Source organism: Rothia sp. HMSC065G12 (assembly GCF_001811455.1).
Taxonomy (GTDB): Bacteria; Actinomycetota; Actinomycetes; order Actinomycetales; family Micrococcaceae; genus Rothia; species Rothia dentocariosa.
Window position 1 is genome coordinate 105,233 of the sequence record NZ_KV804813.1, and the last position, 14,935, is coordinate 120,167.

The window sequence follows — 14,935 nt, forward strand, 5'->3', positions numbered from 1 at the left end:
TTTATGAAAGAACGGGTTTCGTCACAGGAGGAATGCGTCAAGTGTGGGTGCATCGCCGAAATAGCGGGCATCTGCCGGGGGAGTGGGGTTGCGCCTGAAAAACCAAAATAGTGATGTCTACCCTAGAAAAAACGGTGTTAAGCCGCGCATGAACGTCAAAACCTGCGTCATACCCACTCATGAATAACATTTGCAGGATAAACTATAGGGGATGACCGAACCGCACCGCGTCATTGCGGGGCGCCGAACAGCTGACGAGTGGGAGAACTCTGTGGGATTCTTTGGAATCGGTAAGAAGAAGTGGGAAGAGCAGGCGAAAGCCGCCCAGGCTGAGGCAGAAGCACAGGCTGACGACGTAAAATCCGCCCTCCCTAACTCCGATGCAGAGGCATCGGATCGTACCCTCGCGGAACGTGTGAATGAACAGCAGCGTTGGGAGAATTCCCTGCGCCGGTTTGTGCAGGCTGAGAGCACTCGCATGCAACAGGAAGAGCAGAAGAGCAAAGATACTTCTGACCTTAACGTCGATGCTTTGAAACAGTCCGCGCAGCACAGCGGCTCTTCTGCTGAGCCTTCGGCATCCACAGCAGGCGAAGCGAGGACTTCCGGGTCAGCAGAAGGCAAGAAAACCGTGGGCGCTTCCTCACAGGCTGCGAACGCAGATGCCGCCCAGAAGGGTTCTTTCACACAAGAAGCAGCCCAGACATCCGATACTTCCGCCCCGAAACGTGCACCCCAGATTTCTGAGTACCGCGCAACGAGTATGCCTGCGGATGCATTTGAGACTAACTCTTCCGCCACTGCGGTTCCCTCATCGAACGCAGCGTCGGTTTCGGGTACCGCATCGGTACAGAGCGAAGCAGGCTCCCAGAAACAAAACGTGCAGGACGCACTTAAAGAATTTAACGAGACAAAATACAGCACCGAGCACGAGGGGAATACCTCCTCAGTATCCTCACACGCCTATGCGGCTGCCGCCCCGTCTTCTTCTGCAGAGAAAGACTCTGCGGACATCAAGACCCCGAACGTTGAGGATCGTGAGCGGGAGAAACTTGCCGCAGGAGTCGTGCCTACCGATGCCGAAGAGAAGCCTGCTTTCGTTCCCGCGCCCGGTGTTGAGTCTAAGAACTCAAACGATAAGAAGACAGCGAACGCCGACTCGAAGTCTACGCTTGAGTCCACACCCCAAGAATCCGAATCTGCTTCGGATGTAAAAGCCTCTGCACACGAGAAAAAGTCACCTAGCCCTGAGGCTCAGGCGACGAGCGGGTTGGAGTCTTCGGGCACCCCGTCAGCCTCGAAGAAGTCCGACAAGATCGAGTTTGTCGGCTCGGGGGCAACGGGCTCCGCCAAACATCTTGATGACCGTAACGATCCTGAAACCTTGGCTCCCGAGAAGAATCGCAGCGTCGAAACTTCGGCTGAGAAGACCTCTGCCGAGAAGATGGCTGTACAACATGAGAAGACCGTGGCAGATGAGGTCTCAGCCCACTCTTCCACAGATAAAGACTCCAAGAAACAGGACGTTGAAAAAACTGCGCGCGATGAAAAAGCTTCTCAGAACGGCGCCGCAGCCGCATCATCACATGCAGCAGCATCCGTTGAAGGGAACGAAAAGGCGGAGGTTCTCACCCCCGAGAATCCGCTGCACGACCTCGTAACTGCGATGCGCGGATACGGCTCCGGGAAGGTGTCCTACGAACTGCGCCAGCTGGGCGACGATATGCACTACCGGATTTTCCATCGCGGCAGCGAAGTCGAACAGGGTGTTGTGGTTCCGACCGATGCGTGGTTCTCGTCGATTGCCTCGCTCTACGTGCGAGCACAGGACGCGGGCAGGGTGTGGAACCGTGCTCTCGTGGTAGCAAACCCCAGCGAGAACGGGTTGGTAGCGGTACAGGCTTCGTACACGAACACCGCCGATGCATCGAGCTACACCACGGATTACGTTCTCGAAACGAGCGAGAAAGACTCGGCTTCGCAGAAAGACTCATCAGCGAAAAGCGCAGAGTCGGTGAAGGCCTCCGCCGACCAGAGCACCGCATCCACCGAAGCTGCAGATCAGAAAACGTCGACCGCGAAGACCTCAGCGCTGGCTGATTCCGCCGATGATACCTCTTCGCAGAAGGAATCTGAGGCAAAGCTCGCTCAGGATAAGAGCGATGAGCAAGCTAAGACCGCTGAGTCTCAGAAGGCGAAAGATCTTGACGACCACACCCAGAACGTCAAGTCTGCTGATGCCGACAAAGCCAATACTCAAGATTCACAGAAGTCTGAGAAATCCGAACATACCGTAGATTCCGAGAAGAAGTCCTCCGAGGCTCAGGACAAGGCACAGGAAGTTTCTGCGAAGGCTCAGGCAGATACTGCAAAGTCTGATTCTGCTACAGCAGAATCGACCAAGAGCAGTTCAAGCGCGCTCGCTGCAGGTACCCTTGGCGCCGCAGGCGTGACAGCCGCCGGGGTCGCGGCATCGTCGAAGAGCGACCGCGAGGATTCGCGTTACGAATACGATTACGATGCGGATCCGCAGAATGTCACCGGTCGTCACGATGCTCAAGCTGCTGAGCAGAGCAAGACCGAGATTGACAGCGCTAAAGCCGATGCTGTCTCCGAGAAATCGGCGGTGTCTGGCGCATCTGCAGCCAAGGACTCTTCCGGCCTCTCAACCCCCGAAGCTGAGGTAGAGAAAACCAAGGTTGAGAAATCTTCTGAAGACGAAGAAGAACTCAACAGCATGCAGGCGGCTTTGGCGACTATCGTGGCATCCTCCGAAGCGAAGAAGACTGCATCGAACGCGAAGGAAGACGCTGCGGATACTTCCGCTGCGGTGAAGACTTCGGGTACCGGCTCGAAGTCCGCTGCTGATAAGACGAGCGAGGACTCACAGAAGGCGGCTGATTCCGAAAGCACCGTCAAGGCTGAGAGTGATGCCAAGACTACTGCGGGTTACACCTCGGAGAATCAGAGTGCGAATGTAACTCAGGCTGTGGTGGAGGAATCCCAGGCTGGCACCACCAGTACCGACAGTTCCTCTGCACTGCCCAAGCATGTGGATGACCTCGCTCTCGTCCCCGAAGTCGAGAAGGACTCGCTGACAGGCTCGACCGACACGAAGCCTCAGGAATCGGCGTCGAATAAGCAGGATGCGCCTGCCGCGCAGACCGCATCCGCTGTTGCTGCTCAGTCCGGAGAATCAACTGTAAACGGTAAGACCGCGCAGCATGAATCCGCAGATCTGCCTCCCGCTGAAGCCGAGCCGGATACCCCCGCGCATCAGGCACATTCCTCCGTGCTCGCTGGCGATGCGCTTGCCGAGGGAAACCTGGTACTCACCGACGCCAAGGTGATCGAGCATCTGGCACCGGTAACCGAAGCTCTCTTTGGCGAGAATGGCAGCGCCAAGGATGCAACGACCGTGTTGATCCGGGTGCGCTCGGTGGGTTCTTACTACGATGTGCTCACCCACGTGCGCCGCAACGGATTCTGGGAGCAAGTACGAACCTTCGAGTTAGTTTCGGAAGAAGATTTGAGTATTCCCACGCTCAAGGCCGATTCCTACAGCGAAGGTGAAGGGTCGCCACTCGCCATGAGCCTGACCTTCACCCCGGGCGTGCCCGTGCAGTCTGCATTCGATTACTCGAATGAGCAGGCTTTCGTACGGTACCCCCGCCAGCTTGAGGCCGATCGCTACGTAGAGGAACTGCGCATGTTCCCGCGTCTGGGGGCTAAGATTCCGGCGCATATGGCGAATGCTCTGACTCACTGGAGCATGTAGGAGAAGCCCGCCCGTGAATGAAGATAGAGTTTCTGAGAAAACGGTAGCTGAGGTTGCCGCACGAGCTGGGAAGGCCTTCGAGCGTCTGGTGCAGACGATGGCAACCCTGCGCGCCCCCGGCGGGTGCCCCTGGGATGCCGAACAGACTCATCAGTCCCTCATTCGATACCTCATTGAGGAATCCTATGAGGTCGTGGAGGCTGTCGAGGCACCCGAGGGTACAAACCTGCAGCTTCTACGCGAAGAGTTGGGCGATGTTCTGCTTCAGGTTCTCTTCCACGCCGATATTGCGGCGGCAGAACCGGGCGGCTTTACGATCGAGCAGGTGATCGAGGGTCTGGACGCAAAGCTTCACGATCGGCACCCGAATGTTTTCAGTGATTCTTCGGACGAGTCCCGGATGACCGCCGCCGAACAACAGGTTTTCTGGGATGAGCTTAAGAAGACGGAGAAATCCGATCGAGGTCCGCTTGACGGCATTCCCCCTCATCTTCCTGCACTGGCCCTAGCGGAGAAGACGATTGCTAAGGCCCGCAAGGCCGACATTGTGCTTCCGCCGGAACCTACCTCCTTAGACGATGATCTTCCGTTTACCTATAGTGAGGAAGAATTCGGTGAGCTACTTTTTTCGCTTGTGTGCCGCGCGCGTCAGAATGGGCTGGATTCGGAACGTGCCCTGCGTACTTACACCCGCAAGTTTATTGATTACAACCAATAGCCTCGTGGCCGCGTAGGCTGAAGAGTATTTATCAGACACCTTTAGATGCGATAGTTTTTCGCATCTAAAGGTGCCTGTTTTATGCCCTGAAATAGGGCGCCACTGGTTATATTCGTGGGTGGGGCATAAAGCACTGCACACCTGTGTTGCGCGATGTAGAAACCGGCTCTAAAGATGTTCAATCGTTTTAGTAGAGTGTGATAAAGAACTTTGTCGTTATCGGTTGGGGTTCGAATTGGTGCCTGCGGTGCGAGGACATGCTGCGTCCACAGGGGGAATGACTTTTGAGAGGCGATTTTACAAGGGACTAAAGGTGTTGGATACCCTCAGGAATCGCAAAAAATCCCGTGGTAACTAGTGTGTTTGTGTGGGAGTTTTGGTAAAATTTAGGGCAACGGGACTCGCCCAACATCACAGGAGCGAGCCGTCATATCCTGTACTCTCTAAGGAGCAATTTCATGGCTGTTATTACCGCAGTTCACGCCCGTCAGATTTTGGATTCCCGCGGCAACCCGACCGTTGAGGTTGAGGTTCTGCTCGAAGATGGTGCTTTCGCACGTGCCGCTGTGCCCTCGGGCGCATCCACCGGCGAGTGGGAGGCAGTCGAGCGTCGCGATGGCGACAAGTCCGTATACCTAGGCAAAGGCGTTCTGGGTGCCGCCAAATCTGTTATTGAAGAGATTTCGGAAGAAATTATCGGTATCGACGCCGCTGATCAGCGTACTGTTGATGCAACCATGATTGCTCTGGACGGCACCAACAACAAGGGCAAACTCGGCGCTAACGCAATTCTGGGTGTTTCTCTGGCCGTCGCTAAGGCAGCCGCAGAGTCCGCAGACCTTCCCCTCTACAAGTATCTGGGTGGCCCCAACGCCCACGTGCTTCCCGTTCCCATGATGAACATCCTCAACGGTGGTTCTCACGCAGACTCCAATGTTGACATTCAGGAGTTCATGATTGCTCCCATCGGTTTCGAGAACTACTCGGATGCTCTGCGCGCCGGTGTTGAGGTTTACCACTCGCTCAAGTCCGTGCTGCACGACCGTGGCCTCTCTACCGGCCTGGGCGATGAGGGCGGCTTCGCACCGAACCTTGAATCCAACGCTGCGGCTCTTGATCTCATTATTGAGGCAATCGAGAAGGCTGGCTACAAGCCCGGTGAACAGGTTGCTCTCGCACTGGATGTGGCATCCTCCGAGTTCTACAATGACGGTGCCTACGACTTCGAGGGTCAGAAGAAGTCCGCCGAAGAGATGAGCGCATACTATGCTGATCTTGTGGCGAAGTACCCGCTGGTTTCCATTGAGGATCCGCTAGACGAGAACGACTGGGCAGGCTACAAGACCCTGACCGAGCAGATTGGTGACAAGGTTCAGATCGTCGGTGACGACCTATTCGTGACCAACCCCGAGCGCCTTGAGAAGGGCATCAACGAGGGTGCGGCAAACGCTCTGCTGGTCAAGGTCAACCAGATCGGTTCGCTCACCGAGACCCTGGATGCTATGGAACTGGCGCAGCGCAACGAATACCGCTGCATGGTTTCTCACCGTTCCGGCGAAACCGAGGACGTCACCATTGCCGACCTCGCTGTGGCGACTAACGCGGGTCAGATCAAGACCGGTGCACCCGCACGTTCCGAGCGCGTGGCAAAGTACAACCAGCTGCTGCGCATTGAGGAAGAACTGGGCGATGCCGCTGTTTACACTGGCAAGTCAGCATTCCCCCGCTTCAAGAAAGCGTAACGCGATAATATACGGACGGCTAGAACCGTATACATCATAATCTGGTGCTCTCGACTGGTACATTACCTGCGAGAGCACCAGATTTTTTATCTCCTACTTTTCTTCGTAGACTTCTCTCTATAAGGGTGCCTACGACGACGGCGCGCTTTATGGCTCTTGAACATGTATCCCTCCAAATCTAATAGCTCAGTTTTCCCTAGGGGTTAGGGGAATGTGCCAGCAATAATTCGGGTATATCACTTTTTCGGGGGATAACTCCGTCTGAACGTTCACGGTAGCTTAGAATGGTAATCAAAGACTTAGGGGCAGGGAAGGAAACTACATGATGGCTCAGCGCGACGGACGTGAACGACGCAAAAGCCCGGCGGGGCAGGAACCGCGTCGAGGTCGCACATCACGTGGCAGCCAGTCCGCCGCCGCGCGCGAAAGTCTTTCCGATGCTCCAGCATCTGCCCGTAAATCCCGTGCCCGCAAGCAGAAGGCGCATAAACCCGGTTCATCCCGCACGACCAACACCGCAGATAAGCGGGCTCAGCAGAAGCCAACTGCGCGGCGCTCGAAGGCCACCCTGCCGCCCCCGCAGCCAGCGCATCGTGAGGCACACGAGCGGCAGGCTACGTCCGCGAGCGTCAAATCTTCTGCACCTGCGGCGAAGGAACCCCACATCACCGCAACCCATCGAACCGTTGAAGACCGCTCGTATTTGCAGCGCCCCGCCTGGATGCGCGCCGCTAACAGCTTCTTCGGCGCCCGTACCCGGGCACATCGCACCGATAGGGAACGCGATGCACGTGAACGCCGCATCCACCGCGAACACGATGAGGATGAGAATTATGAGACTCCCGTCGCGGCGCATCGCTTTAGCGGGAAATTTTTGGGCATTCTTATTATGATCGCGGTGCTCCTGCTGGGTACCGCATACCCGCTGACTAACTATGTTGATCAGCAGCGGGAAATTAACACTACCCGGGCTCGCATTGCTGAGCTCAAACAGGAAAACGTGCAGCTTCAAGCTGAGAAAACCTGGTGGCAAGACGACGACTATGTGCGCCAGCAGGCCCGCAGCCGTCTATTCTATGTGGCGCCGGGCGATACCCCGTATACAGTCACCGGTATAGATTCGGATGACGGCCGGGCTGACAGCACCTCTGCCTCCGGGAAAAATGCTCCCGAAGATTCGTGGACGAACAAACTTTGGGGGTCCCTGAACGATGGTAAGGCTCCTTCGCCTAAACCTGCTGATAAGTAACGCCGGTACGGCTGTACACGTGAACCGTGCTGTACGATAAAACCTGACGTACCGATTCTTCAAGAAAGATCTATGAGCACTGTAGAAGACCTCAAAAACCGCGCCCCGCAGGGTTTCGGCGTTACTGTAGAAACCTTGACGCCCACCGACCAAGATATCCGAGTGCTCTCAGCACAGTTGGGCCGTACTGTGCGGGATGTTATTGAGATTCCCGCACGCTGTGTATGCGGTAACCCGCTTGTTGCCGCCACAGCGCCGAGGCTATCGAACGGAAGCCCGTTCCCAACCGTGTTTTACCTGGCGCATCCGGCGATTACTGCGGCCGCATCCCGCCTGGAAGCGGGGGGCCTCATGTACGAGATGACCGATGCGCTCGCGGACGATACCGAACTTGCGAGCCGGTACACCTTAGCACACGAGAACTACCTGGCCGAGCGTGAGCGCATTCGTCTGATCAGCGGAACCGATGAGGTGCCCGAGATTGAGAATATTTCGGCGGGCGGGATGCCCACGCGCGTCAAATGCCTGCATGCCGTGATTGGTCACACCCTGGCGGTGGGCCGCGGCATTAACCCTATGGGGGACTGGGGCCTGGATGAGATCGCCGATTGGTGGACCCCGCAGGTTTGCGCATGTGAACCATCATGGCGGGATGCCTAATTTCAGCCATTTTTAAGAACTTTACCCGTGCCGTTCACTGTAACTGGTACGGGCCCCTAATATGTAAGTAGCTCGACGTATTAACCTGCGGCAGGCTAGATAACCTTAAGAACCTCACGCCTTGCGTGGATTGGAGCCCATTATGCGTGTTGGCGCAATTGACTGCGGTACCAACTCTATCCGTCTTCTGATCGCTGACGCCAGCACCGAAACCGTTAACGGTAGCACGGTAACCCGTCTCAACGACGTGGTGCGGCAGATGCGTATCGTCCGCTTGGGGCAGGGGGTTGATGCCACTGGATGGCTTGCTCAAGAGGCCTTGGACCGCACTTTTGAGGCAACGCGGGAATACGCAAAACTATTACGTAAACATAAGGCCAAGAAGCTTCGTTTCGTGGCGACGAGTGCCACCCGCGATGCCGGAAACCGTCAGGTTTTTATGGATGGTATTCGTGACATTCTGGGCATTGAGCCCGAGGTGATTACCGGCGACGAAGAGGCGGAACTGTCGTTTGCGGGTGCTGTACTGGCGGTCGGCGCCGATGAGTCTAAGACCGTAGTCTTTGACCTGGGCGGCGGGTCTACCGAATTTGTGCTTGGGACCGAAGACGGCGTGCAGGCGGCAAGAAGCGTAAATATCGGGTGTGTGCGCCTGACCGAACGGCATATGGCATCTGCCCCTGCAACCTCGGATCAGATTCAACGTGTTGAAACTGACACCGATGCGGCAATCGACAGCGTATTGCAGAGCGTTCCTCTCGAAAAGGCTACCCGGGCCGTTGCCGTTGCCGGTACTGCAACCACTATCGCCGCCGCAGCATTGGGGCTAAAGACCTATGATTCCGAGGCTATTAACGGTTCTTCCATCTCTGTAGATACGGTGCAGAAAACGGCAGAGATGCTGCGTTCTATGACCCGCGAGGAGCGCGCCGCGCTGGGGTATATGCACCCCGGTCGGGTTGATGTTATTGGCGCCGGGGCTACCATTTACGCCCGTATCATGACTCGTTTGCGTGAGATCACCGAAGGAAACATCGATTCTGTGACGGTGAGCGAACATGACATTCTGGACGGCATAGCGCTATCCCAGGTACGTTAAGCATGTACAACTAACACCCAACGACGGTAGGTACACAGGTATGACGCGTTCCAACCACATCGTCATGATGACGCGCACAAGCATACGTCGGGTCGTAGCGCTTCTCGGATGCGGGGCGCTCGCGACCGGTTTAGCCCTGTCCGGAGCTCCTGCATCTGCCGCTCCGACGGCCTCACCAACCCCTATAACGCTCACTCCCGCTGAAGCAGCTGTTCTAGGTAAGGACGACGTTCGTCAGCACGAATATTGGCTTACCGACTACAGGATTGTGGATGCGTGGAAACAATCGACGGGATCGGGTGTGACGGTTGCCGTCATTGACACCGGTGTCGACGGCACCCACCCGGATCTCGTAGATAATGTGCTGGAGGGTTATGACGCTTCTGGCGAGGGCTCTCCTAACGGTTGGCAGGGGCTGGGTGTAGAACCCATGCACGGCACCGAAGTTGCATCCCTGATTGCCGGCCACGGTCATAATGTTTCCGGTATTCCTAAGATTGCCGGTCAGCCTGGTAAACCTGCGGGCGTTATCGGCGTGGCGCCGGATGCCAAGATTCTGCCTATCTCCCTTAACATGGTCTCGAATGCTGAGAAAAGTATTGATGAGCAGATTCCCGCCGCCGTGCGTTATGCGGTAGATCATGGCGCGCAGGTCATCAATCTTTCTATTGGCTCGAATAAGACGACCTGGCCCAAGAGCTGGGACGATGCTTTTGCCTACGCCGAAGAGAAGGGCGTGGTCGTCGTAGCATCCGCCGGTAACCGTGGCAGCGGTATTACCCAGGTGGGTGCCCCGGCGACTATTCCGGGGGTACTGACGGTTGGCGGCGTGGATCGTCAGCGTGAGGCTTCCAAGGGCTCTTCGACTCAGGGTATTTCTATTGGTGTGACGGCGCCGAGCAACGATATGATTGCTGCCGCGCCGGGGAATAAGTACATGATATGGTCGGGGTCTTCGGCGTCCGCTCCGCTGGTTTCCGGTCTTGCGGCGTTGATTAAGTCTAAGTACCCCAATCTGAGTGCGGCTCAGATTATTCAGCGTATTACTGAAAGCGCCGACGACACTGGCGCTGCCGGGCGTGACCCGGTGTATGGGTTTGGCATCATAAATCCGCTGATGGCCTTGGATTCTTCGACTCCGCAGGATGCTACGGAGAATCCGCTAGGGTCGCTGAAGGCATGGATAGCCGTGCACCGCCGTCAAGAGGTGCCTGCGCCAACTCCCGCCGATGCTTCGGCCACACCGGTGCATGAAGAAGGCGAGACTATCGTTAAGGCGAAGATCCCAGAGCCCAGCCGCCCGGTTGAGGACCGCGGATTTTTGCCGTTTATCATCGTGGGTGCTCTCTTCGTGATTTTGGGGCTGCTCACGGTGCGCAGTGTTCGTCGTCTGCATCGCTTGCACGTTAATGTACGCAATGTAGTGCCGCATCCTCATCTGCACGGGCACGGTGAGCCAAAGCAAGCTTCACATTCCAAGCCTTCCGCAGCTTCGGTTGCTGTTCCGGATGCTCCTGCTCCGGTCGCTCCTGCCATTCAGCCGCCCGTTGCCAGCGCGCCCCAGAGCCCCGAACCTGAGACTGCTGTGCCTGATGCGCAGGCACAAACACAGGTTGTACCTGCCTCTGTTCCCTCCCCGGCACCAGATGCCGCAGCCGCAGTGCCGTCAGCGCCCTCCTCCGGTCTCCAACCTGGGGCGGATCAGAACTTAGATAAACAGCAGGATGCGGCTGCAACCCAGAAGAGCGCAGTCGCAGCGGGTACCGAGCAGAGCGCCGTGCCCACGCAGCCTCCTGCCATCGTGCAGAACGTTGGCACAACGGAGCACAATGTTGACTCGGCACAGAACGTCGGCGCAGTACAACCTGCGGCATCAGCATCAAGCGTGGCTGAACAGTCAACGGTGGCTACAGGACAGCCATTACCTCAGACGCAGAAACCGGCAGAGTCTCAGCAGACCGACCAGCACAATACGATAACGCAGGTTCCTGCCGCATCCGCGAAAGCGACTCAACCGGCAGACCAGGGGAATGCGCCTGCGCCCGAGCAAAAGCCCATCACACCTGAACCTCAGGAATCAGAAAAACCTGCTTTGGCTCAGACTGTAGCTCAGAGCGAGGGCGTATCTCGCACCCCGCAGAGTCCCGCCCCCGAGCCGGCTAACTCGACCGTAGGGCAGGAATCCTCCGTTCCTGAAGCGTCACAGATATCGGCAGATACGATTGGGAAAGCTTCGCACCGGCCCACTCAGAAGAACGGTATGGCACAGCATCGAGCCCACCGTTTAAGTAGGGGTCCGTTACCTCCGCATCGGAAACCTCGTCTGCCTCATATTTCCGGGATTAAGCGTCAAGTTCCGGAAACAGGTGTTCCAGATGTTCCTGACGAGGCAGCGAGTTCAGCATCCGTACAGAATCCTACGGGGCAGGACGGTCGCCTGGCCTCAGCACCGCGAAAGGTCGCTTCCGCCCAGAAGAAGCATAATATGCGCACGCCGCGCAAGAAGACGGCTAACTCGTCGCGCCTTCGTCCGCAGGGTGCCGCTTCGGGGCGTTCCTCAATACCCGCCGCGCCGGAATCTGGTATTCCAGAGCCTTCATCGGCTCACGAACCTGAGCCACGGAATCCTAGCTCCTCCTAGTGATGGTGAAAAGCACGCAGTTAATAAACATTTCCGATAAAAATGTGGAAGAAAACTTCGTGACTCCTAACACCCGGTCTGTGGGTAGAGCAAAGGTTTAAAACACCCTAAGGACGCGCTACATGATGCGGAACGCAACCCCGCTGACGGGGCAAAATCTTGCGCATAAACGCGAAACGTTATCATCCAAGGGCGGTTTTCCTTACTTCGTATGCCTACATAAATGTGTTTTCCTCGAGATAAACGCGTAAAATAGTGGCATACAACATGCAGGAAAAATAGTGTTTTCGCGTTTGCGGCACCGAACATCGGGGCTTACGGAGAAAGCTTAAGAGTTTCTGTTCGTTCACATGTCCATGTATCCTGCACCCTGGGAAGCGCATGTGAACGTATCATTGAGTGCTCGCGCGCTAAAGGCAGCGAGTAAACAAAATCTAGGAAGTAGCAATATATGTCGTTTCATAAGGCACAGGATCGTCCCCGTATTCTTATTGTTGGTGGTGGCTACGTAGGCTTTACCGTCGCCAAGAAAATTCAGAAGGCTATCAAACAGACCGGTGGCGTGGTAACCATCGTAGAGCCTAACCCCTATATGACTTACCAGCCGTTCTTGCCCGAAGTCGCTGCGGGCTCGATGGAAGGCCGTAACGCTACCGTTCCGCTCCGCCAGCACCTGCGCGATACCGAGTTGATTCCCGGGCATGTTGTCTCCGTTAACCATGCAGAGCGTACTGCTACAGTTGAGCCCATCGACAATGGCGAACCCTTCGAACTGAAATATGATGAGATCATTCTCGGCGCTGGCGCCGTGACCCGTGCGTTCCCAATCCCCGGTCTTGCCGAAGTTGCTATCGGCATGAAGACTGTCGAAGAAGCCGTCTCCGTGCGTAACTGGGTGCTGGAACGTATTGAGGTTGCCTCCGTACTGGATGACCCCGATGCACGCCGTCGCGCTCTGACCGTCGTCGTCGTAGGCGGCGGTTTCGCCGGTGTTGAGACCATCTCCGAACTGGAAGACATGGCTCGCGAAGCTGTTAATCGTAACGACCGTTTGAGCGTATCTGACCTGCGCTTCGTGATGATCGAAGCTGCGCCGCGCATCATGCCGGAGGTTCCGGAAGACCGTGCCGAGAAGGTTGTGGCTGAGCTTCGCGCTCGCGGCATTGAGGTTCTGCTCAATACCTCCCTCTCGGACGCTACCGACGGTCACCTGCAGCTCATCAACATGACAGATAAGTCGCCCGCTGGTGAGATGGATACCGATACGCTCATTTGGACTGCTGGTGTTGCTGCATCGCCGATGCTCAAGAACACTGATTTCCCGATCGACGAGCGCGGTCGCGTTCGCGTGAACGCAGATCTGCGTGTGGCTGGCGATAATGGCGTGGTCGAGGGCGCTTGGGCGGCTGGCGATAACGCTGCCGTTCCCGACCTTTCCGGAGGCGGCGTGGGCGGCTTCTGCGTACCAAACGCACAGCACGCATCTCGCCAGGCTTTGGTTCTCGCCAAGAATATTCTGGCATCACGCCGCGGCGAGCCTCTGACCGACTACTACCATGAGACCATCGGTGTGGTTGCCGGTCTAGGTCTGTGGAAGGGCGTTGCAAACTTCAAAGGTAAGACCCTTGCAGGTCCGCTCGCATGGATTATGCACCGCGGCTACCACGGTTCTGCAATCCCCACGACCGAGCGTACCGTGCGCGTTATGACGACCTGGGCGCTCAACCAGCTCTTTGGTCGTGACACCACGACAATTCGCCACCAGCGTTCCCCGCGTCTCGCTTTCCAAGAGGCTACCGGAACGGCACCGGCGAAGACTAAGGCAAAGCTCTAACGAGCTTAAAGCGTCGAAACCCGCAAACTAATGCTATTCTTAGTAATGGTCTTGCGGGTTTAGACTTTGCCCCTATAGCCCAATTGGCAGAGGCAGCGGACTTAAAATCCGTCCAGTGTGGGTTCGAGTCCCACTGGGGGCACGCTATAATAGCCCGTCGCATCCAAATGTTTTATCGGATGCGACGGGCTATTTGTATGCCTTGGGAGGCGAGCGTATCTCTACCTTATGAGAATCATGGGATCGCTGGGTAGGGGAGAATCCACGGTATATAAAGAAGGCACCGTCGCGACGACGGCGCCTTCCGGGTGGGTAGACGAATGAGTGATAGATACGTTCTGGAAGAACGCTCAGGCGGTTAAGCCTCATTGCGACTGAAGAACGAATCTAGTGAGTACCTGCCTCCACCGGTCAGAATGAACATGATGGCTGCCATGCCCAAGACGAAAACGTACTCGAAGCCTGCGCCGGTCTTCTGATCGGTGATGAAGGGGTCGTTGATGTGAACAAAAATAAAAGCACCTGCCATAGCGATTGCGATGGCGGCGGCCGCAAAACGAGTTCCTAAACCAAGGATCAAGAGAGCTCCGCCAATAAGCTCGGCACCAATGGTAAAGTACGCCGAAAGCTCGGGTGCAGGAATACCCATTTTGGCGAACGCTGCACCTTCTGCTGCGGGACCGATCAGGAATGCCTTCTGGAAACCGTGCATGACAAAGGTGAAGCCCAGCGCTACGCGGAAAATTAGGGTGCCAACAGATTTAGTTATTTCATTCTTCATAACTACAAGGTTGTCAGGTAAAGTTTTATCAAGCAAAGGTAAACATCTATAAATCTTTTTTACATAGGTTCTACACAGCTTAAACACAGGTTCGGCGTGATGCTGCACTCTTAAAGAGTCTATATGGGCCTCAAGATGAAGAATTGTGACAGTAAACCCCCGCCCTGACTGCTTGTCGGGGCGGGGGTTTATGCATCTGTAGGGGAGCGCAGACGGAGGTAACGTTCAGAAACTTAGCGTGCTTCGCATGCTATGCCGTCACCGTCACGGTCAAGATGCTCGGAATATCCCGGTGCACCGCGGTGCATATTACGATACCCTGCGGCACGGGCATCAGCGCAGGTTTGAAATGCCAAAGCCGGGGCGGGGTTCTGCGCGGGAGGTGCATCCACCTGGGGCACAGGAGCAGGGGCACTCGCCGGGACTACAGGAG

Annotated in this window: 10 protein-coding genes and 1 tRNA gene; 9 read left to right on the top strand and 2 right to left on the bottom strand. The window is 56.3% G+C overall.

Features of this window, described 5'->3' with window-relative positions; genetic code table 11:
• Window positions 1-211 precede the first annotated feature (211 nt).
• The 9 genes from HMPREF2804_RS03500 to HMPREF2804_RS03540 all read left to right on the top strand — a co-directional run bounded on the left by HMPREF2804_RS03500 (window position 212) and on the right by HMPREF2804_RS03540 (window position 13,863).
• Complete coding sequence (locus HMPREF2804_RS03500; protein WP_070627311.1) at window positions 212-3,778, top strand: hypothetical protein; 3,567 nt, start codon at window positions 212-214, stop codon at window positions 3,776-3,778.
• Window positions 3,779-3,791: 13 nt separating this feature from the next.
• Window positions 3,792-4,496: a nucleoside triphosphate pyrophosphohydrolase gene (locus HMPREF2804_RS03505; RefSeq protein ID WP_070627314.1), complete on the top strand. Its 705-nt coding sequence runs from the start codon at window positions 3,792-3,794 to the stop codon at window positions 4,494-4,496.
• A gap of 458 nt (window positions 4,497-4,954) precedes the next feature.
• Entirely contained in the window at window positions 4,955-6,238 is a 1,284-nt protein-coding gene (gene eno / locus HMPREF2804_RS03510) for a phosphopyruvate hydratase (protein WP_070627316.1), read from the top strand.
• Window positions 6,239-6,560: 322 nt separating this feature from the next.
• Window positions 6,561-7,487, top strand: a complete 927-nt coding sequence (locus tag HMPREF2804_RS10940) for an FtsB family cell division protein (RefSeq protein WP_141750930.1) — start codon at window positions 6,561-6,563, stop codon at window positions 7,485-7,487.
• A gap of 72 nt (window positions 7,488-7,559) precedes the next feature.
• Entirely contained in the window at window positions 7,560-8,147 is a 588-nt protein-coding gene (locus HMPREF2804_RS03520) for a DUF501 domain-containing protein (protein WP_070627318.1), read from the top strand.
• A gap of 142 nt (window positions 8,148-8,289) precedes the next feature.
• Entirely contained in the window at window positions 8,290-9,246 is a 957-nt protein-coding gene (locus HMPREF2804_RS03525) for a Ppx/GppA phosphatase family protein (RefSeq protein ID WP_070627320.1), read from the top strand.
• Between the two features lie 40 nt (window positions 9,247-9,286).
• Window positions 9,287-11,887 (top strand): S8 family peptidase, encoded by a 2,601-nt coding sequence (locus tag HMPREF2804_RS03530; RefSeq protein ID WP_070627323.1) that lies wholly within the window; start codon window positions 9,287-9,289, stop codon window positions 11,885-11,887.
• Window positions 11,888-12,338: 451 nt separating this feature from the next.
• Window positions 12,339-13,721 carry an NAD(P)/FAD-dependent oxidoreductase gene (locus HMPREF2804_RS03535; RefSeq protein WP_048751316.1) on the top strand — a complete coding sequence of 461 codons (1,383 nt, stop codon included), beginning with the start codon at window positions 12,339-12,341 and terminating at the stop codon, window positions 13,719-13,721.
• A gap of 68 nt (window positions 13,722-13,789) precedes the next feature.
• A tRNA-Leu gene (locus tag HMPREF2804_RS03540) sits at window positions 13,790-13,863 on the top strand.
• A gap of 216 nt (window positions 13,864-14,079) precedes the next feature.
• Here HMPREF2804_RS03540 and HMPREF2804_RS03545 read toward each other — a convergent pair.
• Together HMPREF2804_RS03545 and HMPREF2804_RS03550 are read right to left on the bottom strand one after the other, a co-directional pair.
• Window positions 14,080-14,502 carry a DoxX family protein gene (locus HMPREF2804_RS03545; RefSeq protein ID WP_048751375.1) on the bottom strand — a complete coding sequence of 141 codons (423 nt, stop codon included), beginning with the start codon at window positions 14,500-14,502 and terminating at the stop codon, window positions 14,080-14,082.
• A gap of 233 nt (window positions 14,503-14,735) precedes the next feature.
• The coding region (locus tag HMPREF2804_RS03550; RefSeq protein WP_141750931.1) for an excalibur calcium-binding domain-containing protein at window positions 14,736-14,935 on the bottom strand (200 nt) is incomplete at its 5' end.

Bases quoted from the DNA above. Each gene is read 5' to 3' on its own strand.
- HMPREF2804_RS03500 (WP_070627311.1), top strand. From the start codon at position 212: ATGACCGAACCGCACCGCGTCATTGCGGGGCGCCGAACAGCTGACGAG.
- eno (WP_070627316.1), top strand. From the start codon at position 4,955: ATGGCTGTTATTACCGCAGTTCACGCCCGTCAGATTTTGGATTCCCGC.
- HMPREF2804_RS10940 (WP_141750930.1), top strand. From the start codon at position 6,561: ATGATGGCTCAGCGCGACGGACGTGAACGACGCAAAAGCCCGGCGGGG.
- HMPREF2804_RS03520 (WP_070627318.1), top strand. From the start codon at position 7,560: ATGAGCACTGTAGAAGACCTCAAAAACCGCGCCCCGCAGGGTTTCGGC.
- HMPREF2804_RS03525 (WP_070627320.1), top strand. From the start codon at position 8,290: ATGCGTGTTGGCGCAATTGACTGCGGTACCAACTCTATCCGTCTTCTG.
- HMPREF2804_RS03530 (WP_070627323.1), top strand. From the start codon at position 9,287: ATGACGCGTTCCAACCACATCGTCATGATGACGCGCACAAGCATACGT.
- HMPREF2804_RS03535 (WP_048751316.1), top strand. From the start codon at position 12,339: ATGTCGTTTCATAAGGCACAGGATCGTCCCCGTATTCTTATTGTTGGT.
- HMPREF2804_RS03545 (WP_048751375.1), bottom strand. From the start codon at position 14,502: ATGAAGAATGAAATAACTAAATCTGTTGGCACCCTAATTTTCCGCGTA.